The following is a 21,339-nucleotide window of genomic DNA, read 5'->3' on the forward strand; positions in this document are numbered from 1 at the left end:
TTTTTTTTATCTTTGGGTACATATGAATTTGAAGTCACGTTGAAGAAATCAATTGGCTTTCTTTTATGGTCTGACATCACATATAGCATACAAAAATGAACAAAAACAAATGTGTTGCCATATTGGCGGCAATAGTTGCTCAATTAATTGTCACCGGCTGTGTATCATCAGTCAATGCGGGTGAAGAAATAAAACAACCTTTTGTTTCCAAAACCGAGGTACTCGGAATCCTCAACAAGGTAAACCAATACTGGCAAACAAATAACCCCAACCACGGTAATGCGTTCTGGCACCGTGCGGCCTATCACACCGGCAACATGGCAGCCTATGAAGTAACGGGAAACGAGGAATTTCTCGCTTTTTCACATGCCTGGGCCGAACAGAATGAGTGGAAGGGAGCCAAATCTGACGCACGGGAAAACTGGAAATACAGCTACGGTGAGAGTGATGACTATGTGCTCTTCGGCGACTGGCAGATCTGCTTTCAAGTGTATGCTGATCTGTACAATCTTGATCCTGCTGATCATAAGATTGCCCGTGCATTGGAGGTAATGGAATATCAGATGGGGACACCACAGAATGACTATTGGTGGTGGGCCGACGGACTTTACATGGTGATGCCCGTGATGACGAAGCTGTATCACATTACCGGGAACAGTCTCTATCTGGAGAAATTGCACGACTATTTCACATTTGCCAGGGATCTGATGTACGATGAAGAAGCAGCACTCTTCTATCGTGACGCCAAATATATCTACCCTGCACACAAGACAAATAACGGCAAAAAAGACTTCTGGGCCCGGGGCAACGGCTGGGTCTTTGCCGGACTGGCAAAAGTATTGAACCAACTGCCGGTAAGTGATCCTCACCGCGATGAATACATCCAAATCTACAGGGCCATGGCCTCCTCGCTGATGGCATCGCAACAGGATGAAGGTTTCTGGTCAAGGAGCCTGCTGGACCTCTCACATGCACCCGGATATGAAACAAGCGGAACCGCTTTCTTCCTCTATGGATACCTTTGGGGAATCAACAATGGCCTGCTATCGGAAAAAGAGTTTCTGCCCGTAGTGAAAAAGGGATGGGAATACCTGAGCAACATCGCACTGCAGGAGAACGGTCTGGTAGGCTTTGTGCAGCCTATCGGAGAGAGAGCAGACCAACACCGTAATGTGGGTCCTGAGACCACTTCCGATTTCGGTGTGGGAGCTTTCCTGCTGGCCGCTTCTGAGATGGTAAAATACAGCACCGCAAAAAGTGCTTTCACCCCGGGGGCAATCTGGCGCGACGACCAGGGAAATCACATTAACGCACACGGTGGAGGCATTCTCTCTCACGAGGGCAGATACTACTGGTTTGGTGAGCACAAAGGTGAAAAGTCGAACGCTGCACACGTGGGGGTAACCTGCTACTCATCAGACGATCTATACAACTGGAAATATGAAGGGGTAGCATTAACGGTGAGTGATGACCAGGAGAGTCCAATCGTAAAAGGAAGCACCATCGAACGTCCCAAGGTTATTTACAATGTCAAAACAGGTAAGTTTGTGATGTATTTTCACCTGGAACTCAAAGGTAGGGGATATGAAGCGGCCCATGTGGCAGTCGCGGTCAGCGACGAGGTCATGGGCCCTTATCAACTGGTTAAAAACGGGAGGGTAAACGCGGGTGTATGGCCCATGAATATGACGGAGGAACAACGCAATTCGACTGTGCAGCCTTCCGACTTTGAAGACTGGTGGACTCCCGAATGGATGGAGGCCCTGAAAGATGGCTTGCTTGTTCGCCGCGATTTTGAAGGGGGCCAGATGTCGCGTGACATGACCCTCTTTGTGGACGATGATGAGAAGGCATACCATATCTACGCTTCAGAAGAAAATCTCACCCTCCACATCGCTGAATTAACGGACGATTATCTTGATCACTCGGGAAACTACGTGCGGGTAGAACCGGGTGGACACAACGAGGCCCCGGCAATCTTCAAAAAAGATGGACGCTATTTCATGATAACATCGGGCTGCACGGGATGGGCGCCGAATGCGGCGCGTCTGCTGACTGCCGATCACATCATGGGGCCATGGACATTGCATCCGAACCCTGCTCGCGGAGATGATGCCGATCTCACTTTTCATTCGCAAAGCACCTTCATCATACCGCTACAGGGAAAGAAAGATGCTTATATATTCATGGCCGATCGTTGGAAACCCGACACCCCTATAGATGGCAGATACATATGGCTGCCGGTTCTATTTGAAGATGGGCTTCCTGTTCTCAAATGGTTTGATGAGTGGGATTTAACCATTTTTGACGAGCTCACACCCGATTCTTCGGCCCCTGAAGAAATTGAAGGATACAACTTGGTGTGGCACGATGAATTCAACCAGGAAGGCACACCAGACCCGGCTGTATGGTCATTTGAAGAGGGTTTCGTACGCAACCATGAACTGCAGTGGTACCAGCAGGAGAATGCTCTTTGCCGTGACGGCCGACTCATCATCACCGGTCGCAGGGAGAAGAAAAACAACCCTCTCTTTGAAGCAGGAAGCAACGATTGGCGCAGCAGCAGGGAAGAGATTCAATATAGCTCCTCATCCATCAAAACAATGGGTAAGAAAGAATTTCAATATGGGCGTTTCGAGATACGGGCAAAGATTCCAACAGCCAGTGGCTCCTGGCCGGCTATCTGGACACTCGGTTCGGAGAAGGAGTGGCCCTCAAACGGAGAGATCGACATCATGGAATATTACCGCATTGAGGGAGAACCCCATATCCTGGCCAACGCAGCCTGGGGTACAGAGGAGCGATTCAAGGCCAAATGGGACAGCTCCGCTACACCCTTTACCCATTTCACCAAAAAGGATCCTCACTGGGCAGACAAATACCATATCTGGCGTATGGATTGGGATGAAGAGACCATTCAACTGTACCTCGATGATGAACTGCTCAACGAGATCGATCTTTCTGAAACTGTGAACGGGTCACTCGGTGATTTCAGAAACCCGTTCAAACAACCCCATTATCTGTTGTTAAACCTGGCAATTGGAGGACAACACGGCGGTGTTCCCGATGATTCGGCATTTCCCCTCCACTATGAGATCGATTACGTAAGGGTGTATCAAAAGAATTAACCATTGAAAGCTGTTGCGGACACCTTTTAAGAACTTAGATGTAATTGCTTATCGTTGCCATACAAATATTCACCATTAGACCAATTCAAACAAACAATCGCATGCGGAAAAATTTATTTATTATTGTGTTATTGCTGGTTTCAGGAATTGCGCCGTCACTACGGGCACAGGTCTCTTTCGGCAAGCCTGAAAGGATCAATGAAAACTGGAAATTTGTCCTGAATGACGTAAAAGAGGGTCAGGCAATTACGCTTGATGATTCTCGCTGGCAACAGGTCAACCTCCCACACGACTGGAGTGTGAAAGGTCAGCTGAGCCCCACCCTGGCCAGTGCAACAGGCTATCTGCCGGGCGGGATTGGCTGGTATCGTAAGACAATCAATGTCCCCGCAGAAAAAGAGGGAGAGAAAGTATATCTCTATTTTGAGGGGGTCTACAACCGCAGCGAAGTGTTTCTGAATGGAGAGTCGCTGGGAAAACGTCCCAACGGTTATATCTCATTCATGGTTGATGCGACACCCCACATCCGTTATGGAGAGGAGAATGTGATTGCCGTGCGGGTCGATCACAGCCAATCAGCCGACTCACGCTGGTACACCGGCTCAGGCATCTACCGTGACGTATGGATGGTATACGCCAACCCTGTACACATTGCCCAATGGGGTGTTTATGCCTATCCCGAAGAGATTAAGAATGGGTACAGGCTGAACGTGGAGGTGGACATCAACAACGAAGAGGAGCTCAACACCTCATTAACCGTTGTCAATGAACTCTTCTCACCGGAAGGAAAACTGGTGGCAAAAACATCGAAGAAACTGATCGCGAAACCGGGCAGCGGGAATAAACTTACAACCACCTTAAAGGTGAACAAGCCGGCATTGTGGTCCCTCACCGACCCGAATTTGTATGAGCTGAAGACCACCGTGCTGAAAGGGAAAATGGTGACAGATCAGACAACCACCCGCACGGGATTTCGTTCCTACACATTTGATCCGAACAAAGGGTTTGCGCTTAACGGAGAATGGATGAAGGTGAAAGGTGTCTGCCTTCACCACGATGCAGGCGTGCTGGGTGCAGCGGTCTACCGCGACGTATGGAAAAGGCGCTTGCAAACGCTGAAAGAGATTGGGGTCAATGCGATCAGGACAAGTCACAATCCACAGGCAACAGATCTGTATGACCTGTGTGATGAATTGGGCATACTGGTCCTCAACGAGATGTATGATGAATGGGTATTCCCCAAGCGAAAGTGGCTGGAAGGCTGGAACGTGGGGACTCCCGGATTCCAGGGTTCATACGATATATTCAAGGAATGGAGCGAGATTGACCTTGCCGACCTTGTGCGGCGCGATCGCAATCACATCTCGGTCTTTGCCTGGAGCATCGGCAACGAGGTAGATTACCCCAACGACCCCTATTCTCACCCGGTACTTGGTGGAGAGAAGGCAGGATTCACACAAGCCTCCTATGGTGGATACAATCCCGATGCACCCGATGCGATGGAGCTGGGGGATATTGCCAAACGCCTGGTGAAAGTGGTGAAAGAATATGATAAGGCACGTCCCGTGACTGCAGGCTTGGCCGGTGTGGCCATGTCGAACGAAACCGAATATCCCGGAGCGTTGGATATCGCAGGATATAACTACACTGAAAACAAATACGACAGTGATCATGAGAAATATCCCGAGCGTGTTATTTATGGAAGTGAAAACAGGCACGACATGGCTGCATGGAAGGCCACACGTGACAAGGAACATATCTTCGGACAATTCCTCTGGACTGGAATTGATTATCTCGGGGAATCGGGTCGTTGGCCCTCGAGAGGCTTTTATTCAGGTCTGCTCGACTTCGGAGGATTCATCAAACCGAGAGGCTATTTCAGACAGTCCCTTTGGTCAGACAAGCCAATGGCCTACCTGGGAACCTACCCTACTCCCGGAAGAGGGGCCCGTAGCCAGTCGAGAGATGTATTGTCTCAAACCGAAGAAGGGAACGAATCGAACTACGTTGAAAGAGTACCGTCGATGGATGCATGGCCCATCTGGAACTACAATGAAGGTCAATCGATCCGGGTGGTATGTTATACAAATGCAGACAAGGCAAAACTATTTCTGAACGGAAAAGAGGTAGGCGAAACAAAGGAGTATGACGATCGAACAGGGATTATATTCTGGGACATCCCTTACTCAGCAGGTAAACTGGAAGTAGTGGGCATGGATCAGGATAACAACGCCGTATCAAATTATGCCATACAGAGCTCCAAACGGCCCTACGCCCTGCAGGTTGTTCAGGCAGCAGAACAGATCAGCAAGGGGAAGGGATTGGCTCATGTTGTGGTACAAGTGGTCGATGAAGATGGCGTTCCGGTGATTCTGTCAGACAACGAAGTGACTTGCCATATCTCCGGTCCGGCGGAATTGCTCGGATTGGAAGCAAGTAACAATTCAGACATGAGCGATTATACCGACAACCGGCATCGTGTCTTTCACGGACGTATACTTGCATATGTACAGGCAACCGGTGAAGAGGGGGAGATAAAAATTAACTTCACTTCTCCCTGGCTGGAATCGACTGAAGTTACTCTGGTTGCTGAATAACGAATGGCTCAAACATTGAAACATCATTTATGAATCGAAACCGTTTAATCCAAACATATATGAGCAAACGACTTACTAGTTTTACAATGATTGTAGCTCTTGTCGCTACATTTACAGGAGTAAGAGCCGGAGAGGGTTATGCCCCGAATATTGCCGAGAAGGATTATGTGGCCTATCTTTTCACATATTTCCACGGAAACAGTGTGGAAGAAGAGCAGATATGCTTCTCGGTCAGTTTGGATGGCTATAACTATCGGGCACTGAACAACAACAGGCCGGTAATTGATTCAAAGAAAATCAGTGAAACAGGAGGAGTCAGGGATCCGCATATTTTGAGGAGTCAGGATGGGGAGACCTTTTACATGGTGGTGACGGATATGACCTCATCAAAAGGATGGGATTCGAACCGGGGGATGGTACTCCTGAAATCGAAAGATCTTGTCAACTGGACATCATCGACCATCAACATCCAGAAAAAATACCCGGGACAGGAAGAACTGAAACGGGTATGGGCACCCCAAACCATTTATGATCCTCATGCCGGGAAATATCTTGTCTACTGGTCGATGCAGCACGGCAACGGGCCTGACATCATCTATTATGCCTATGCCAATTCAGATTTCACCGATCTGGAAGGTACAGCAAAGCAACTTTTCTTCCCTAAAAACGGAAAATCATGTATCGATGGTGATATCATCTACAAGAACGGGATCTTCCATATGTTTTACAAAACCGAGGGACATGGCAACGGCATCAGGAAAGCCATGACCGATAACCTCACTTCCGGTTGCTGGATTGAGCAGCCTGACTACAAACAGCAGACGCGCCATGCTGTTGAAGGTTCATCCATCTTTAAGCTGACCAACCAGGACAAATATATCCTGCTGTATGATGTGTATGGAAGGGGGGAATACCAGTTCTGTGAAAGCGTTGATCTCGATCAGTTCAGGGTGATTGATCACGAGATCAGCATGGATTTCAAGCCTCGTCACGGGAGTGTGATTCCCATTACCAGGAAAGAGCTGGAAGCGCTCACCACAAGATGGGGCGTTCCCGAAGGTTTCGAGATGCCTGCCACTCAGAACCCCGTGCTGACGGGATATTTTGCCGACCCGGATGTGCTTTATTCAGAAAAAACGGGTAAATATTATATCTATCCTACCAGTGACGGTTTTCCGGGTTGGGGAGGCTACTACTTTAAGAGCTTCTCTTCCGAAGATCTCAGTGAGTGGAAAGATGAAGGGGTAATACTGGATCTGAAAGATGTGTCGTGGTCCGATGGCAACGCCTGGGCTCCCTGCATCATAGAAAAGAAGGAAGGGAAGAACAAATACAAGTACTATTATTACTTCAGTGGCGGTAAAGAGGGTGAACCCAAGAAGATTGGCGTAGCCGTTGCGGACCACCCCACCGGTCCTTTTGTTGATTCCGGAAAACCATTGATTGACTTCAAACCGGAAGGAGTGAAGGGCGGTCAGGAGATTGACCCAGACATTTTTTTCGATCCGGTGAGCAAAAAGAATTACCTCTATTGGGGAAATGGTTACATGGCCGTTGCCGAGCTGCAAAAAGACATGGTTTCCATCAAAAAGGGTCCGGTAAAGGAAATGACCCCTGACCGGACTTTCCGGGAGGCAATCAACATCTTTTACAGGAATGGGCTCTATTACTTCCTCTGGTCGGAAGATGATACCGGCAGCCCCAACTACAAGGTGCGTTATGCCACTGCAACCTCACCACTGGGGCCACTACATATCCCTGCCAACAATATCGTCATAATGAAGGACGAAGAGAGGGAGATATATGGCACCGGACACAATTCGGTGTTGCAGGTTCCCGGAAAAGATGAGTGGTATATTGTCTACCACCGCATCAACAAGCATTCATTGAATGAGGGTCCGGGCTATCACCGGGAAGTCTGTATCGACAAAATGGAGTTCAATGAGGATGGAAGCATCAGGCAGGTGAGTCCATCGTTGTAACTAAGCAACGGTTTTATTTAATTGCACCACCTTTGATTGTTATAAATACAATCAAAGGTGGTGCAATCGTTTTGTTCACCGTGAAAGACATCTGAAATATAATAAAATACCCTGAAACATCATCTATTTTAATAATCTGATTGTCCACCTAAAAAAATCAAAAATCCACCCCCTGATATCAACATTATTATACATTTGTAATCATGTTTTGATTAATCTTTAATGTTTTTAACTCATGAAAAGAAGAAAAAGAATTCATAAACTTTCTTTCGCCGGAATGGTGGCGGTTCTCCTTTGTTTATCGTCTTGTAGTGAACAATGGGGACAAATTGACCCTCCCGCAGGAAATCAAGTTTATCCGCGGCTTGAACAGGTTCTGAACCTTGGGTTCGAAGAGGATTTAGACCCTGAGGCAATCATGCTAGCCGCATACGATGGGGGAAATCTGCCTCAGATCATGAATGACGATTCACTTGGAAATGTACTACAACTTGATGGAGGGTATACACAGATACCAAATCCTCTTCTCAATGTAAAAGTACAGAATGCAGTTTCATTTACTTTCTGGGTGAAGCAATCGGCAGAAGACAATGCCGGAGCTCTGCTCTCATTCCAAAATGTGGAGGGTTCACAAAAGATGTTCTTCACGGCGAATGGCCAGATTAATTTCAATGGCGTTGATTATGCACAGCGTCAAAGTGAACCTTCACTCTTCACGGCTGAAGAATGGTATTACGTTGCCGTAGCAGTCACCTACACCGGTTATACCATCCATGTTAACGGTGAAAAAGCAGCTGAACGGATTGTCACGAGTAGTGATGCCGATTATGCTTCCTGGGAGGAGTTGGTTCAATTCATGGCAACTGCACCTTATCTATACATTGGAAACGGGTCAGGTCAGCAACCGGCAGAGTGGTGGCTGGATGACTTCAAACTCTATCGCAACACCATAACCGGGAAGGAAAAAGCTACTCCGGTGAAAGGCGGTGGTGGTGGCAATGCGTTTCAGGAGTTTATCACCGTTGGTGCGACCGACTTCACAACCGGTTGGTGGAGTGCCTTCTCAGAAGTGGTATCTACTACCGGAAATGGGATCGTTCATTTCAAGTTCAAAAACTTCAACTCAGGTGGTGGAAACAACTGGGAAAACTGGTTGGTGGTCGTAACCAATGGCAAGGCTTTTGGAGAAGAGGGTTATGCCGAACATTTCGTATTGCGTTCCGATGCATATGGTTGGGGATCGGCTAACTATAGTGGAGATAACATCCAACACGATTTCGACTTTGACAATTTCATAGCCGACATGAACGGTGCCACCGTGGATCTGACTCTAAAAAACATAGACGGACGCCTTGAAGTGACAGCTATCGCTACCACTACCGGCGGCAAGGAATATACCTATTCTTACTTCCAGGAGGGAGTGAAAGGCGAGTGGGGAGCATTCCTGACAGTCGAGAAATCTTATATTGAGATTGATGCAAAAGAGGTATATTCCGGTACCCTCTACGAGAAAGGTAAGAACAGATTCGGCGCAGAAGACAATACGAGCGGATGGTGGTCTATTCACTCAGATTTAAAATCATTCGACGGCAATGGCGCCATCAAATACCAGTTCTACAACTACGGTAGCGGAGGAGCAAACTGGAACAACTGGGTACTTGTGCTGACCAATGGAATTGCGATCGGTTCCGAGGGTGTTGAGGAATACATGGTGCTTCGTTCAGACGCTTACGGATGGGGTACATACTATATTGGTGAAAACATCTCGCATAATTTCAATTTTGAAACATTCGTTGCAGATATGCAGGGTGCATTTGTGGACATGACGATACGTCGAATAGACACGCGCTTGGATATAATCGTTAAAGTAACTACCGTTGCGGGAGTTACCATGAATTACTCATACTTCCACAACGAATTCCCGACCGGACCGTTAGGCAGCTGTTTCACAACCGATAGTTCTCATATGGACTTCATTTCGATATCTACCTATCCATTCATTAAATAATTCTATCTATGAAAAACAATAAAATGAATATAATAGTATTGAGAAATTCAACTTTCCGAATGCTGTTGCTTTTATTGCTGCTATCATCTCAGATGAATATCTATGCCCAACAGAAAACGGTGAGTGGTGTGGTTCGCAATGTGCAGGGAGAAACAATTATTGGTGCTACTGTACAGGAAGTTGGAACATTGAATGGTGTGGCTACTGATTTTGATGGTAATTTCACGCTGACGGTGAACGGTGAGGCTTCCGAACTACTGATCTCCTACGTGGGGTATCGAACCCAAACGGTACCTGTAGCAGGAATGAGTACACTCTCAATCACCCTGGAAGAGGATACGGAGTTGTTGGAAGAGGTGATCGTTGTAGGCTATGGTGGACAGAAGAAAGAGAGTGTGGTTGGTGCCATCTCCCAGGTATCCAGTAGCGAGCTGGTCAAATCGCCGGCCGCAAACGTATCACAGGCTATCGTCGGTAAGATTCCGGGTGTCTTTACAACACAATCATCCGGAGCTCCCGGTTCTGACGATGTATCCATCTACATCCGAGGTATTGCAACATTTGCAGGTAACGGCCAACCCCTGGTACTTGTAGACGGTGTGGAGCGTCAGTTTTCCCAGATTGCCCCTGATGATATTGAATCGATTTCAGTCTTAAAAGATGCTTCAGCAACCGCAGTTTATGGAGTGCGCGGCGCAAATGGCGTTATGCTGATTACCACTAAGCGGGGTAAAGATCAAAAACCGGTTGTCAGCCTTACAGCCAACTGGCAGTATCAAACCCCCACACGTAACGACTCCTATCTTGATTCCTACAACTCTGTCGTGCTGCTTGAAGAAGCCCTGGCGAATGATGGCCTGCTTTCTCAATATTCTGCAACCGATTTGGAAATGTTCAGGAAATCTTCGGCCGGACAACTGACCGGTGTTGATGCCCTGCTCTATCCAAATGTTGACTGGTATAACAACATCCTCAACAGTTATGCACCTGCGCAGCGTTATAACCTCAGTGTACAAGGAGGTTCAAAACGCATGCGGTATTATGCATCGGGAGAATATTACGACCAGGATGGTCTCTATAAGAACCTGAGTACTGACAAGTACGGCAACAAGTCGAACACCAGCTATCGCCGGTTTGGTTTTCGCGGGAACATGGACCTGTTCCTTACCAGAGACCTGACCATGTCGGTGAACTTCGGCACACGCTTCGAGGAACGAAACGGTCCAAATGCGAATGCAAACGAGGTATTCTACGAAATAAACCATACTCCCAGTTGGCTCTTTCCTATCAATTATACAGTGACGGAAGGTGACCGGGAAGTGATACTCTACGGAGGCAGCTCACAATATCAGAATAACATTGCAGCACGGCTGGCAAAAGGAGGTTTCTATCGCGCAACCAATACGATCAACGAAACCAACTTTATTATGGACTACAAAATGGATTGGCTAACGGAAGGATTGTCCGCCAAAGCAATGCTCTCGTTTGACTACGACTCCTACTACATGCGTCGTTTCACCGCTGATTTTGCGACCTACGAGCTGAACGATAGAGCAAACTATCAATCCATCACTGCTTACAATCAGTTCAACAGTGACACAGAATTGGAATATGCCGGTAACAACCAAACGACCACTTATAAACTTTATATGGAGGCTCAGCTGAACTATGCACGTCAGTTTGGCGAACATGACATCACTGCGATGATGCTATACAACCAAAACGACTACCGATTCCAGGCAGATCTCGCAAAGCGCTACCAAGGACTGGTAGGACGTGTCACCTATGGTTATGATGACCGTTATCTGGCTGAATTCAATGCAGGTTATAATGGTTCGGAAAACTTCATGAAAGGACGCCGATTCGGTTTCTTCCCTTCTTTCTCGATAGGATGGCGAGTGAACAATGAATCATTCATGGAGAGCACGCAGGATTGGTTGGACAACCTTAAGATACGTGCCTCTTACGGACAGGTAGGTAACGATGTTTATATGGTAAACGGAGTACAACAACGCTTCCTTTACGAGGAGAAATGGGCACAGATATCCAATGATTACTATTTCGGACAAACAGGCGTAACCGGTATCTATGAAAGTCAATATCCCAATTATGCAGTTACCTGGGAACGTGCCAACAAATACAACCTCGGGGTGGAATTCGGCATCATGAACGGGATGTTGATTGGAACGGCTGACATTTTCTATGAACGTCGTAACGACATCCTGACCTCCTTCCAGACTCGTCCTGAGTGGGTGGGCGTTTGGATGGCCGCAGGTAACCTGGGAGAGACCAAAAACGCCGGTTATGAGATTGACCTGAAGTATCGTAATCGCATTGGGAATGACTTGAATTACACAGTTGGCTTCTCTTTCACACATGCCAAAAATGAAATTTTAAACATGGATGAGCCTGACCTGAAAACAGATTATCGCAAACGAGAAGGTCATCCCATCAATCAATATTTCGGATTGATTAGCGAAGGATTTGTCACATCCGCTGATCTAACCAATCCCGATTTCCCTGTTTCCACGTTCGGTACAGTTCAGGCAGGTGACCTGAAATACAAGGACATGAACAAGGATGGATTTATCGACGAACGCGACGAGACTTTTATCGGTTACAGCAATATCCCGGAAAACACCTATTCACTTTCGTTAGGTGCCGACTACAAGGGATGGGGTTTAAGCCTCATGTTCCAGGGTGTCAGCAAGGTCAGCCGCTACTTCGATGCGGAAGCACAGTTCGCCTTTGTGAATGGAGGGAAGGTGAAAGAGCATCATTTGGACAGATGGAATCCGGCATTGACGGAATCACAGAACCTTGCCTCGGCAATCTATCCTTTGCTCCACTATGACAATTATGGAAACCACAACCAACGCGCAAATTCATTCTTCCTGATGAACGGTGCTTTTCTCCGCTTGAAAAATGTGGAATTGAGTTACACGCTGCCAAGCAGGTGGACCAAATTGGTGGGTATGAGTGATTGCCGTCTCTACGTCAATGGCAACAACCTGATCACATGGGATCATCTGAATGATCTGAGCGACCCAGAGAGCAACGGATCAAACAGATATCCGATAATGAAGACATTGAACTTTGGTGTAAACGTTAAATTCTAACAATGATGAAGATGAAAAAAACTATTATATACGTCGCATCGATATGTGTGACCATTGGATTGCTGTTTACTTCCTGCGAAGATATGTTTGGTGATTTCCTTGACAAACAACCCAGCAACGAACTAACAAAAGAACAGGTTTTTGGCGATTGGAATACTGCCAGGCAACAACATTTAGATACCTACAACTTCTTCCGTCATGGCGCTGGACGCATCAACACCACCTGGCTGGATGCAACCACCGATCTGGCCGAGACCAGTTACGCCAACGGGGTGAAACTCTCTTTCAACATTGGTAATTTTTATGGCGCTTCGGGTTCTCCCGAATTGATCGATACCTGGGAACATTTCTATCGCGGCATTCGCAAATGTAACATGACCCTCGAATACATCGAAGAAGTACCCAAGGATCCGACCGATTCGGATGAAAAGTATAACATCGACAAGGCAAACTTCATCTCGGAAGCTCGCTTCCTGCGTGCTTACTTCTACTGGGAATTGTTCAAGAGCTACGGGCCTGTACCGATTATAAAAGAGGTGCTTGATCCCGATGGAGATCTGCTGACAGGCTATACAACACGTCCTACAGTAAAAGAATATGTGGTTGATTTCATACTACGTGAACTGATGGAATGTGAAGCCGGGCTGATGAATTATGAGGACGGTGCAAAAGCAGCAAATGCCGGACGTATCAGCCAGCCCATGGCAAGGGCACTGTATTCACGGATCATGCTCTATATGGCCAGCCCCCGCTTCAGCGGTGAATCAGGAATCACATGGGCAGACGCGGCAGACGCTTCGAAAAGCTTCATGGATACCTACGGAAGTAATTATTCACTCTTTCATTCATCTGATGCAACCGGAACGGCATACACAAATGCCATTCTCCGCACCACCTATCAGGGCAACAATACTGAAACCATCATATTTCGGAACGATGTGCAGATTGGGTGGAGCGCAATTTCAAATGATACGCCGGTAGGTGAAGGTGGTAACGGAGGTCTTTGTCCTACGCAGAATCTGATCGATATGTACGACATGGCCGACGGCTACTCACCCTTCACACAGTATGACGCTACAGGCGCTCCGGTTTATAGTGGAACCTCCACGCCTCCCGTCAATACCGAAAGCGGTTACAGCGACCAGCAGATGTGGAGTAACCGTGATCCTCGACTGGCTTCAACCGTCCTCTATCATGGAGTTGAATGGGGCAACGGCATCATTAATGTAATCAAAGGACAACGGGACAATCCAGTAGGAAACGCCAACGCAACCCCCACAGGCTACTATGTACGGAAATACATTCCGGAGAACATATTGAGCAACGTGCATTCCGGGAGAAGTTATCGTAACTGGATCATCATGCGCTATGCAGAAGTTTTGCTGAATTATGCCGAAGCAATGAATGAAGCATATGGTCCCAGCCAGGAAGTGTACGACGCATTAGATGAAATTCGTCATCGCGGTGGTATCACCGGCAATGTCGCATCACGGGCCGATTTAAACACAAAGGAGGCTTTACGAAACTTTATCCGTAAGGAGAGAACCGTCGAGCTTGCCTTTGAAGAGCATCGGATGTGGGATGTACGCCGTTGGAATGTAGCTGTTGAAGCATTATCCCGCTCACTCTACGGCGTGGAAGTCGGCACCGGTGGTGTTATTACGCGCAAAATGATCCAAAAGCGTCCGTTTGAGGAGAGAATGTATCTTTATCCAATACCAGAAGCTGAAGTTTGGAAGACGAATATTGAAAACAATCCGGGTTGGTAACTCTTAAATCAAATAAGTATGAATACGAGATTAATAAATAAAACGGCAGGAATAGGGAGAGTTCTGTTCATGGGCATCTTCCTCCTTATGGCAGTCACTACCCTGCATGCACAGGAGGGGAAAACCCTGAAGGGTCGTGTTGTTGACACAATGGGTGAACCTATTTCCGGTGCCGTAATCAATGTATCCGAGTCGAGCCGAATTGCTTTATCTGATGTCGACGGATTTTTCAGTCTGAAAGATGTCTATGAGAGCGACGAACTTTACCTGACCGCTGTTGGATTTGTGGAAACTTCGGTACCTGTTGAATTCACAGACAATTTGACCGTAGTAATGCAAACTGAAGTAAATGACCACTCCTTTACAATGCCGGTACCTTTTGCAAGGAAAGAAAACCGTTTTATCACCGAAGCAACATCGGTGGTTACAGGCGAAGAATTAAAAAAGCATCCAATCACGGTGTTACAGAACGCATTTACATCAACTGTAACAGGTGTTTCCACCTACGAGTGGGCAAGCGAACCGGGATGGACGGAATCGGCAATGTACATTCGCGGTTTGCGTACAATGAACAGAAATGCACGGGCACCGCTGGTCATTGTGGACAATGTTGAACGCGACCTCTCGTTCCTCGACGCCTACCCGATTGAAAACATCACCATCCTAAAAGATGCGGCTTCAACTGCGATCTATGGCATGCGGGGTGCGAACGGAGCCATTATGGTAACAACCAAACGTGGTCAAGCCGGTAAGACGAAGATCGATTTCACACAGGAATTCGGATATCAGACACTAAGCGACAAGATGGAAGTGCAAAATTCTTACAATATGGCACTTACCCGCAATCAGGTGCGTTATCTGAGTGGTAATGACCCTATGTACACCAGCGAACAGATTGAGATGTATCGTAAGGTCTCCAATGGAGAGCAGTTGGAAGGGATTGACCAGTACAGGTATTTCAACACCAATTGGTTTGAAGAGTTGTATCGCGAACGTGCTCCTATGAATCGAACCAACCTGACAGTGAGCGGTGGCAACAAGAACACCCGCTATTTCGTGGCATTTACCTACCTGCGCCATGAAGGGATATGGAACGACAAATGGACAGAATATAATCCCGGATTCAGCACACAACATACACTGAACCGATATAACCTCCGCTCGAACATTGACATTGATGTCAACAAATACCTGAATGTATCCCTGGATCTGGGTGGTCGTATCGACCACATCTCCCAACCGCTGACAGGTGTGTTCAGTATTGTAACCTTTGGAGCGGTGGAAGCTAACCCGATGGAACCTGTATATACGCCGGGCGGACAAATATATGCCTCGTCGACAGCCCAAAATGCAGGCCGTTTGCTCGCTGCGTCCGGAATCAATCAAAACCGCCGTCGAAACATTTACAGCACGGTGAACCTGACGGGCGACCTGGGAGACATCGTTTCAGGCCTGAAAGCAAACGCTACAGTGAGCTTCGACTCTTATGAGACGTTCATGGCACAACAGACCAACAACGTGAACTCCTACAATTACAACTACACGTCGAAAGATGTAGTCGATCCCAGTGAATATACGTTGACGCAATACTCTGTTTACAGAGCATTGACCAATCCCTCAACCACACCACGTGAGTATTACTATAACGTGAACACACGCTTCGGGTTGAGTTATGACCGGAGATTCGACAAACATGCCGTCAATGCGCAGGCATTTGTCCGGACCTATCAAAACCTCACGCATGGCTCACAATCCTCCTACCGTTTTCTCTCCTACAACGCGCAGGCAAACTACATATACGATAACAAGTATATCTTTTCGGGAAATATTTCCCGCATGGGTCACGATAACTACGCTCCCGGACAGCAGTTCGGCACGTTTCCCGGCGCATCAATTGGCTGGGTAGCTTCCGAAGAAGGATGGCTGAAGCATCAAAACATCAACTTGTTGAAATTAAGAGCTTCATACGGACGTTCAGGCCAGTCAAATACCGGAGTCAGGCGTTATCCTTATCAGGGAACCTTCGATTCGGGTACAGGCTACAACTTCGGTACTTCGCAGTCGTTTATCTCTGGCATCACTGAATCGGCTGCGGGCAACTACAACAGCAAGTGGGAAATCTCCGACATGGCCAATATCGGGCTTGACTTTGACTTCTTTAACCGCAAACTCTACGGATCGTTTGATGCCTTCAAGGAATGGCGCTCTAATATTCTTGTGACACGTGCCACGGTACCCATTCTTTTGGGTGTGACTGCTCCGCAGGATTCTTATGGCAAAGCAGAAAGTAGGGGGTATGAACTCATGCTGGGACATCAGAACAAGGTAAATGATTTCAATTATAATGTTGAATTCATGCTGTCGATGAATGAGAACAAAATCACCGAAATGGATGAGTTAGACCCTAATGTAGAGTGGCAACGAAAGACTGACAGACCAATCTTCGACTACACCCATGTTGCCGAACTTTACGAAGGTGCATTTACCAACAGTATCGGAGGATGGAACATGTATCATTTCGTGGAATGGGCAAGCGACGCTGACAAAATTGCTACCAGCCATCAGGATGCAATTGACAACCCCGACAAGTACCCCTATCATACCGCTTCCGGAACAGGACAACTCTTGGGCACAGCGGTGTTCAAAGACCTCGACGGTGACCGCAAAATTGATGCAAACGACATGATCCCCTCGGGATATACCATTATCCCGCAACTCATTCCATCGGTGAATCTAGGTTTTTCATGGAAGGGTTTCGACGCCAGAATGATACTTACCGGTTATTTGAATCGTTCCGTTTTCCTGTCACCCTCCATCAGTTTCTCTGGTTGGAGCAATATGGGAACGCACGAAGTAACGAAAGCATGGGGTTATTATACCGATGACCCTGCCGATCCGCGAAACGTAAATGCGACTTATCCGAGACCCACCTGGGGCGGTTACAGTCCCATTGACAGCGAACGAAGCACAAGTACATATATGAACGACATCTGGATCAAGAATGGGAATTTCCTTTCGCTTCGCAATGTGGAAGTGGGCTACTCTCTCCCATTACGGCTCATCTCAAAGGTAAACCTGACGAAATGCCGCATCTACTTTAGCGGGTACAACCTGACAACATGGAGTCAATTGCCTGATGGTACTGATCCCGAAAAACCGATGAGTTACGTGTGGTGGTACCCTAAAACAAGTTCATTCACTTTTGGCATCAATGCTAGTTTCTAATCTTAAACATACAAAAAGATGAACAAGATTATATTATATTTTTCAACAGCCCTGCTAATCATTGGCATTGCTTCCTGCTCCGATTTCCTGGATAAGGAGTTTGACCTCTCCATGTCGGAAGAACAGGTTTTCAGCAACAAAGAAAATACACGTGGATTCCTGGCCAATATATATGCAAGTCTGCCGGATGGATTCTCAGGTTTCGGCAATACCCAGTTCCTGGGTGCATCACGCGACTGCATGACAGACAATGCTGTCTCATTTTGGGACGTACACTACTACAATAGTGTTTTGACCGATGGATATTCGGCACTTGATCACCCCTTTATGAATTTCTGGAATACGAATACCTATGCCATCCGTAAGACAAATCAATTCATGAAGAACGCCCGTGAATCTGTAATCGGAAATACCGAGAAAGTGGGAGATGAGAATCATCTCTATGATCGCTACATGGCGGAAGCCAGACTAATGCGTGCCATGTTTCATTTTGAACTTGTAGCATGGTTTGGTGCCAGCCCAATCATTGGGGAAGATGAAGAAGGAATACCCATCGTGTTCGATTTGAGCGATCCCGAAAAGATGAATATGGCACGAACACCGCCTGCTGAGGCATTAAAGTGGATTGCCGATCAATGTGACATGGTAAAAGATGTTTTACCATTCCGTTATAGCAATGAAACCGAGAACTGGGGACGGGTGAGTGGTGCCGTCGCTTATGCGCTGAAATCAAGAGCATTGCTCTATCGTGCCTCTAAGCTTAACAACCCTTCCAATGAGGCAACTTACTGGCAAGAAGCGGCTCAGGCAGCACGTAATTTCATCGCAAAGAATCAGACACAAGCCAATCCCTACAGACTTTATCAAGATGCAAACAACAATACGAATAATAACTATTACGAATGTTTCGTTACAAGCCCGGTATACAACAACGAATTCATACTTTGCCGGTCAATATGGAATACAACCGTGATAGAAACCGAAATGGCACCTTCTGGATTTAGTGGTACCATTACTGCTGTGGGACGTACAAGCCCCACACAGAACCTGATCGATTGTTATGAAATGAAAAACGGTCTGCCCATTCATGATCCGGCATCGGGTTACGATGATCAGAAACCGTATGAGAATCGTGATCCTCGACTTGAACAAACCATTTTACACCATGGATCACTCTGGGGTGACAAGCAGGAAGAAGAAGAACGCCCGGTTGACGTATCTGCACCGGATGGAAAAGATTACCAGTCACTCCATGGAGGGACCCTGACAGGTTACTATTCCAAGAAGTTCGTGCACAACATCTCATTTACCAACCCCAGCACCCCTGCACACGCCTGGCCCATACTCCGCTATGCAGAGATTCTGCTCAATGCTGCTGAAGCGATCAACGAGGCGCAAGGACCTGAACAAGCATACCAGTATGTGAATCAGGTACGTGCGCGTGTCGGCATGCCTGCTTACTCGGGGATGACCAAGGAACAGTTTCGCGACCGTATACGGAACGAACGACGCATTGAACTCAGTTTTGAGGACCATCGTTTCTTTGATGCACGTCGTTGGATGCTCTATGAAGGACAGACTCCCGGCAGTGAAACCAGCAAGCCTTACAGTCAACAATATTACAACCTCTATGGCGTGACAGTGACTGATGCCGAAAACCCCTCCTATACCTATGGTCCGGCGGAGAAACGCTCCAGGTTGGTCTTCAACAGCCCGAAGAATTACTACTTACCCATTCCTGATTCCGAAACCAAACGAGCACCCAACCTGGGACAGAATCCCGGATGGGAACTTTCAGAACAGGAAACAGAGAATAACGAATGACTAAATCAGTTGAGACTGTCTCCATCAGGAGGCAGTCTCGTATTAATATTATCCAGATGCAACTTGCCATCAGATTTTGTCTTTTTTTTATATGCTGTTTGTTCTTCTGGTCATGTGGGGATAAGGATGTACCTCCCCTACCTCCTGACGAAACAGATGGTCAGCTTAACGATTTTGTGCCTCCCTCTTATAACGACAATTACACAAATGTTGCGAACTGGTCGCAACGATCCTTGTGGAATCTGGCCAATGTACACGACCCGACGGTGATGCTTGCCGACGACGGATATTATTACATGTACCAGACCGATGCCTCCTATGGTAATGCACACGATGGTCACGGACATTTTCACGCACGACGCTCAAAGAATTTAGTTGACTGGGAGTATCTGGGCGGTACAATGGAAGCTGCACCAAACTGGGTGAAGAACAAGCTAAACGAGTATCGCACAATACAGGGGCTTCCTCCGATAGAGAATCCCTCATATGGCTTTTGGGCACCCGTAGCCCGTAATCTGGGAAACGGTACCTACCGTATGTATTACTCAATTATCATAGATAATTACATCAGAACTGGCAATCAGAATACCATTGCCAACTTTGACAATTCATGGACGGAACGCGCCTTTTTAGGGATGGCTGAAACGAGCGATCCTGCCAGCAATATATGGGAAGATAAAGGATTTGTCATTTGCTCATCATCAGATAAGGATATGAACGACTGGTATCGTACATCCACCGGCGACTGGAACGGCTACTTCCTTTACAACGCAATAGACCCTACCTATACCATCACAAAAGAGGGAGAACATTGGTTGACCTATGGTTCCTGGCACAGTGGCATTGTGACCCTGCAGGTGGACCCCGGGAACGGGAAACCGGTGGCTACGCTGGGTGATCCCTGGAATATTCAGATTGATTCTCCTTACGGAAAACGAATAGCCAAAAGGGGGTCAAGCCGCTGGCAAGGCTCTGAAGCACCTGAAATAATCTATAATCCCGAAACGGATTACTATTATCTTTTCCTTGCCTACGATGAATTATCGGTTGCCTATAATACACGTGTGGCACGATCGCGAAATATCGACGGCCCTTATGTGGGCATTGATGGGCTACCGGCGCTGACGGCAAACGAACTCCTTCCGGTGGTAACACACCCTTACAAGTTCATGAACGACCATGGGTGGGTGGGGCTTTCCCACTGCGCAGTTTTCAACGACGGCAAAGACAACTGGTACTACGCTTCACAGGGTCGCCTGCCCCATAATGTTCCGGGCATCAATGCCAGCAATGCTGTCATGATGGGACATGTTCGCGCCATCACTTGGACAGCCGATGGTTGGCCTATGGTCATGCCCGAACGATATGGTGCTGTTCCGGATGTACCAATCAAAGAGAGTGAATTGATGGGAGATTGGGAACATATTGATCTTGGTTATAGCTATGCGAATCAAAAAGAACCGGTTACGATGACCCTGGGCTCCGATCATAAAATTACCGCTGGAACCTGGAAAGGTAGTTCCTGGAACTATGAAGCAACCAGTGGCATATTAACCGCCAACGGGGTAAAGCTTTATCTCAGTCGCGAAGTTGATTGGGAAGCAAACCCGCGAAAACATACCATTGTTTACGCAGGTTACACAACTGCAAAAACTTACTGGGGCAAAAAAAAATAAAATAGCGCTCA

9 protein-coding genes are annotated in these 21,339 nt (G+C 47.2%); all 9 read left to right on the plus strand.

Translation table 11 applies throughout. The features are described from left to right. Nucleotides 1–95 precede the first annotated feature (95 nt). The 9 genes from JS578_05015 to JS578_05055 all read left to right on the plus strand — a co-directional run bounded on the left by JS578_05015 (nucleotide 96) and on the right by JS578_05055 (nucleotide 21,328). On the plus strand, nucleotides 96–3,128 hold the full coding sequence (locus tag JS578_05015) for a glycoside hydrolase family 88 protein (GenBank protein QRX64606.1): 3,033 nt from the start codon (nucleotides 96–98) through the stop codon (nucleotides 3,126–3,128). Between the two features lie 101 nt (nucleotides 3,129–3,229). Continuing rightward, nucleotides 3,230–5,725 (plus strand): DUF4982 domain-containing protein, encoded by a 2,496-nt coding sequence (locus JS578_05020; GenBank protein ID QRX64607.1) that lies wholly within the window; start codon nucleotides 3,230–3,232, stop codon nucleotides 5,723–5,725. A gap of 86 nt (nucleotides 5,726–5,811) precedes the next feature. Further along, nucleotides 5,812–7,707: a family 43 glycosylhydrolase gene (locus tag JS578_05025; GenBank protein ID QRX64924.1), complete on the plus strand. Its 1,896-nt coding sequence runs from the start codon at nucleotides 5,812–5,814 to the stop codon at nucleotides 7,705–7,707. Nucleotides 7,708–8,125: 418 nt separating this feature from the next. Next, nucleotides 8,126–9,715, plus strand: a complete 1,590-nt coding sequence (locus JS578_05030; GenBank protein ID QRX64608.1) for a hypothetical protein — start codon at nucleotides 8,126–8,128, stop codon at nucleotides 9,713–9,715. Between the two features lie 23 nt (nucleotides 9,716–9,738). Then, complete coding sequence (locus tag JS578_05035; GenBank protein QRX64609.1) at nucleotides 9,739–12,834, plus strand: TonB-dependent receptor; 3,096 nt, start codon at nucleotides 9,739–9,741, stop codon at nucleotides 12,832–12,834. A gap of 11 nt (nucleotides 12,835–12,845) precedes the next feature. Next, on the plus strand, nucleotides 12,846–14,603 hold the full coding sequence (locus tag JS578_05040) for a RagB/SusD family nutrient uptake outer membrane protein (GenBank protein ID QRX64610.1): 1,758 nt from the start codon (nucleotides 12,846–12,848) through the stop codon (nucleotides 14,601–14,603). An 18-nt stretch (nucleotides 14,604–14,621) separates the two neighbouring features. Beyond that, a complete protein-coding gene (locus tag JS578_05045; protein QRX64611.1) occupies nucleotides 14,622–17,828 on the plus strand; it encodes a TonB-dependent receptor in 3,207 nt (1,068 codons plus the stop codon). Nucleotides 17,829–17,846: 18 nt separating this feature from the next. Continuing rightward, a complete protein-coding gene (locus JS578_05050; protein QRX64612.1) occupies nucleotides 17,847–19,652 on the plus strand; it encodes a RagB/SusD family nutrient uptake outer membrane protein in 1,806 nt (601 codons plus the stop codon). Continuing rightward, nucleotides 19,649–21,328 (plus strand): arabinan endo-1,5-alpha-L-arabinosidase, encoded by a 1,680-nt coding sequence (locus JS578_05055; GenBank protein QRX64613.1) that lies wholly within the window; start codon nucleotides 19,649–19,651, stop codon nucleotides 21,326–21,328. The genes JS578_05050 and JS578_05055 overlap by 4 nt, the downstream gene beginning before the upstream one ends. The last annotated feature ends 11 nt before the right edge of the window (nucleotides 21,329–21,339 follow it).

The organism is Dysgonomonadaceae bacterium zrk40 (genome assembly GCA_016916535.1).
Classification (GTDB): Bacteria; Bacteroidota; Bacteroidia; order Bacteroidales; family Dysgonomonadaceae; genus Proteiniphilum.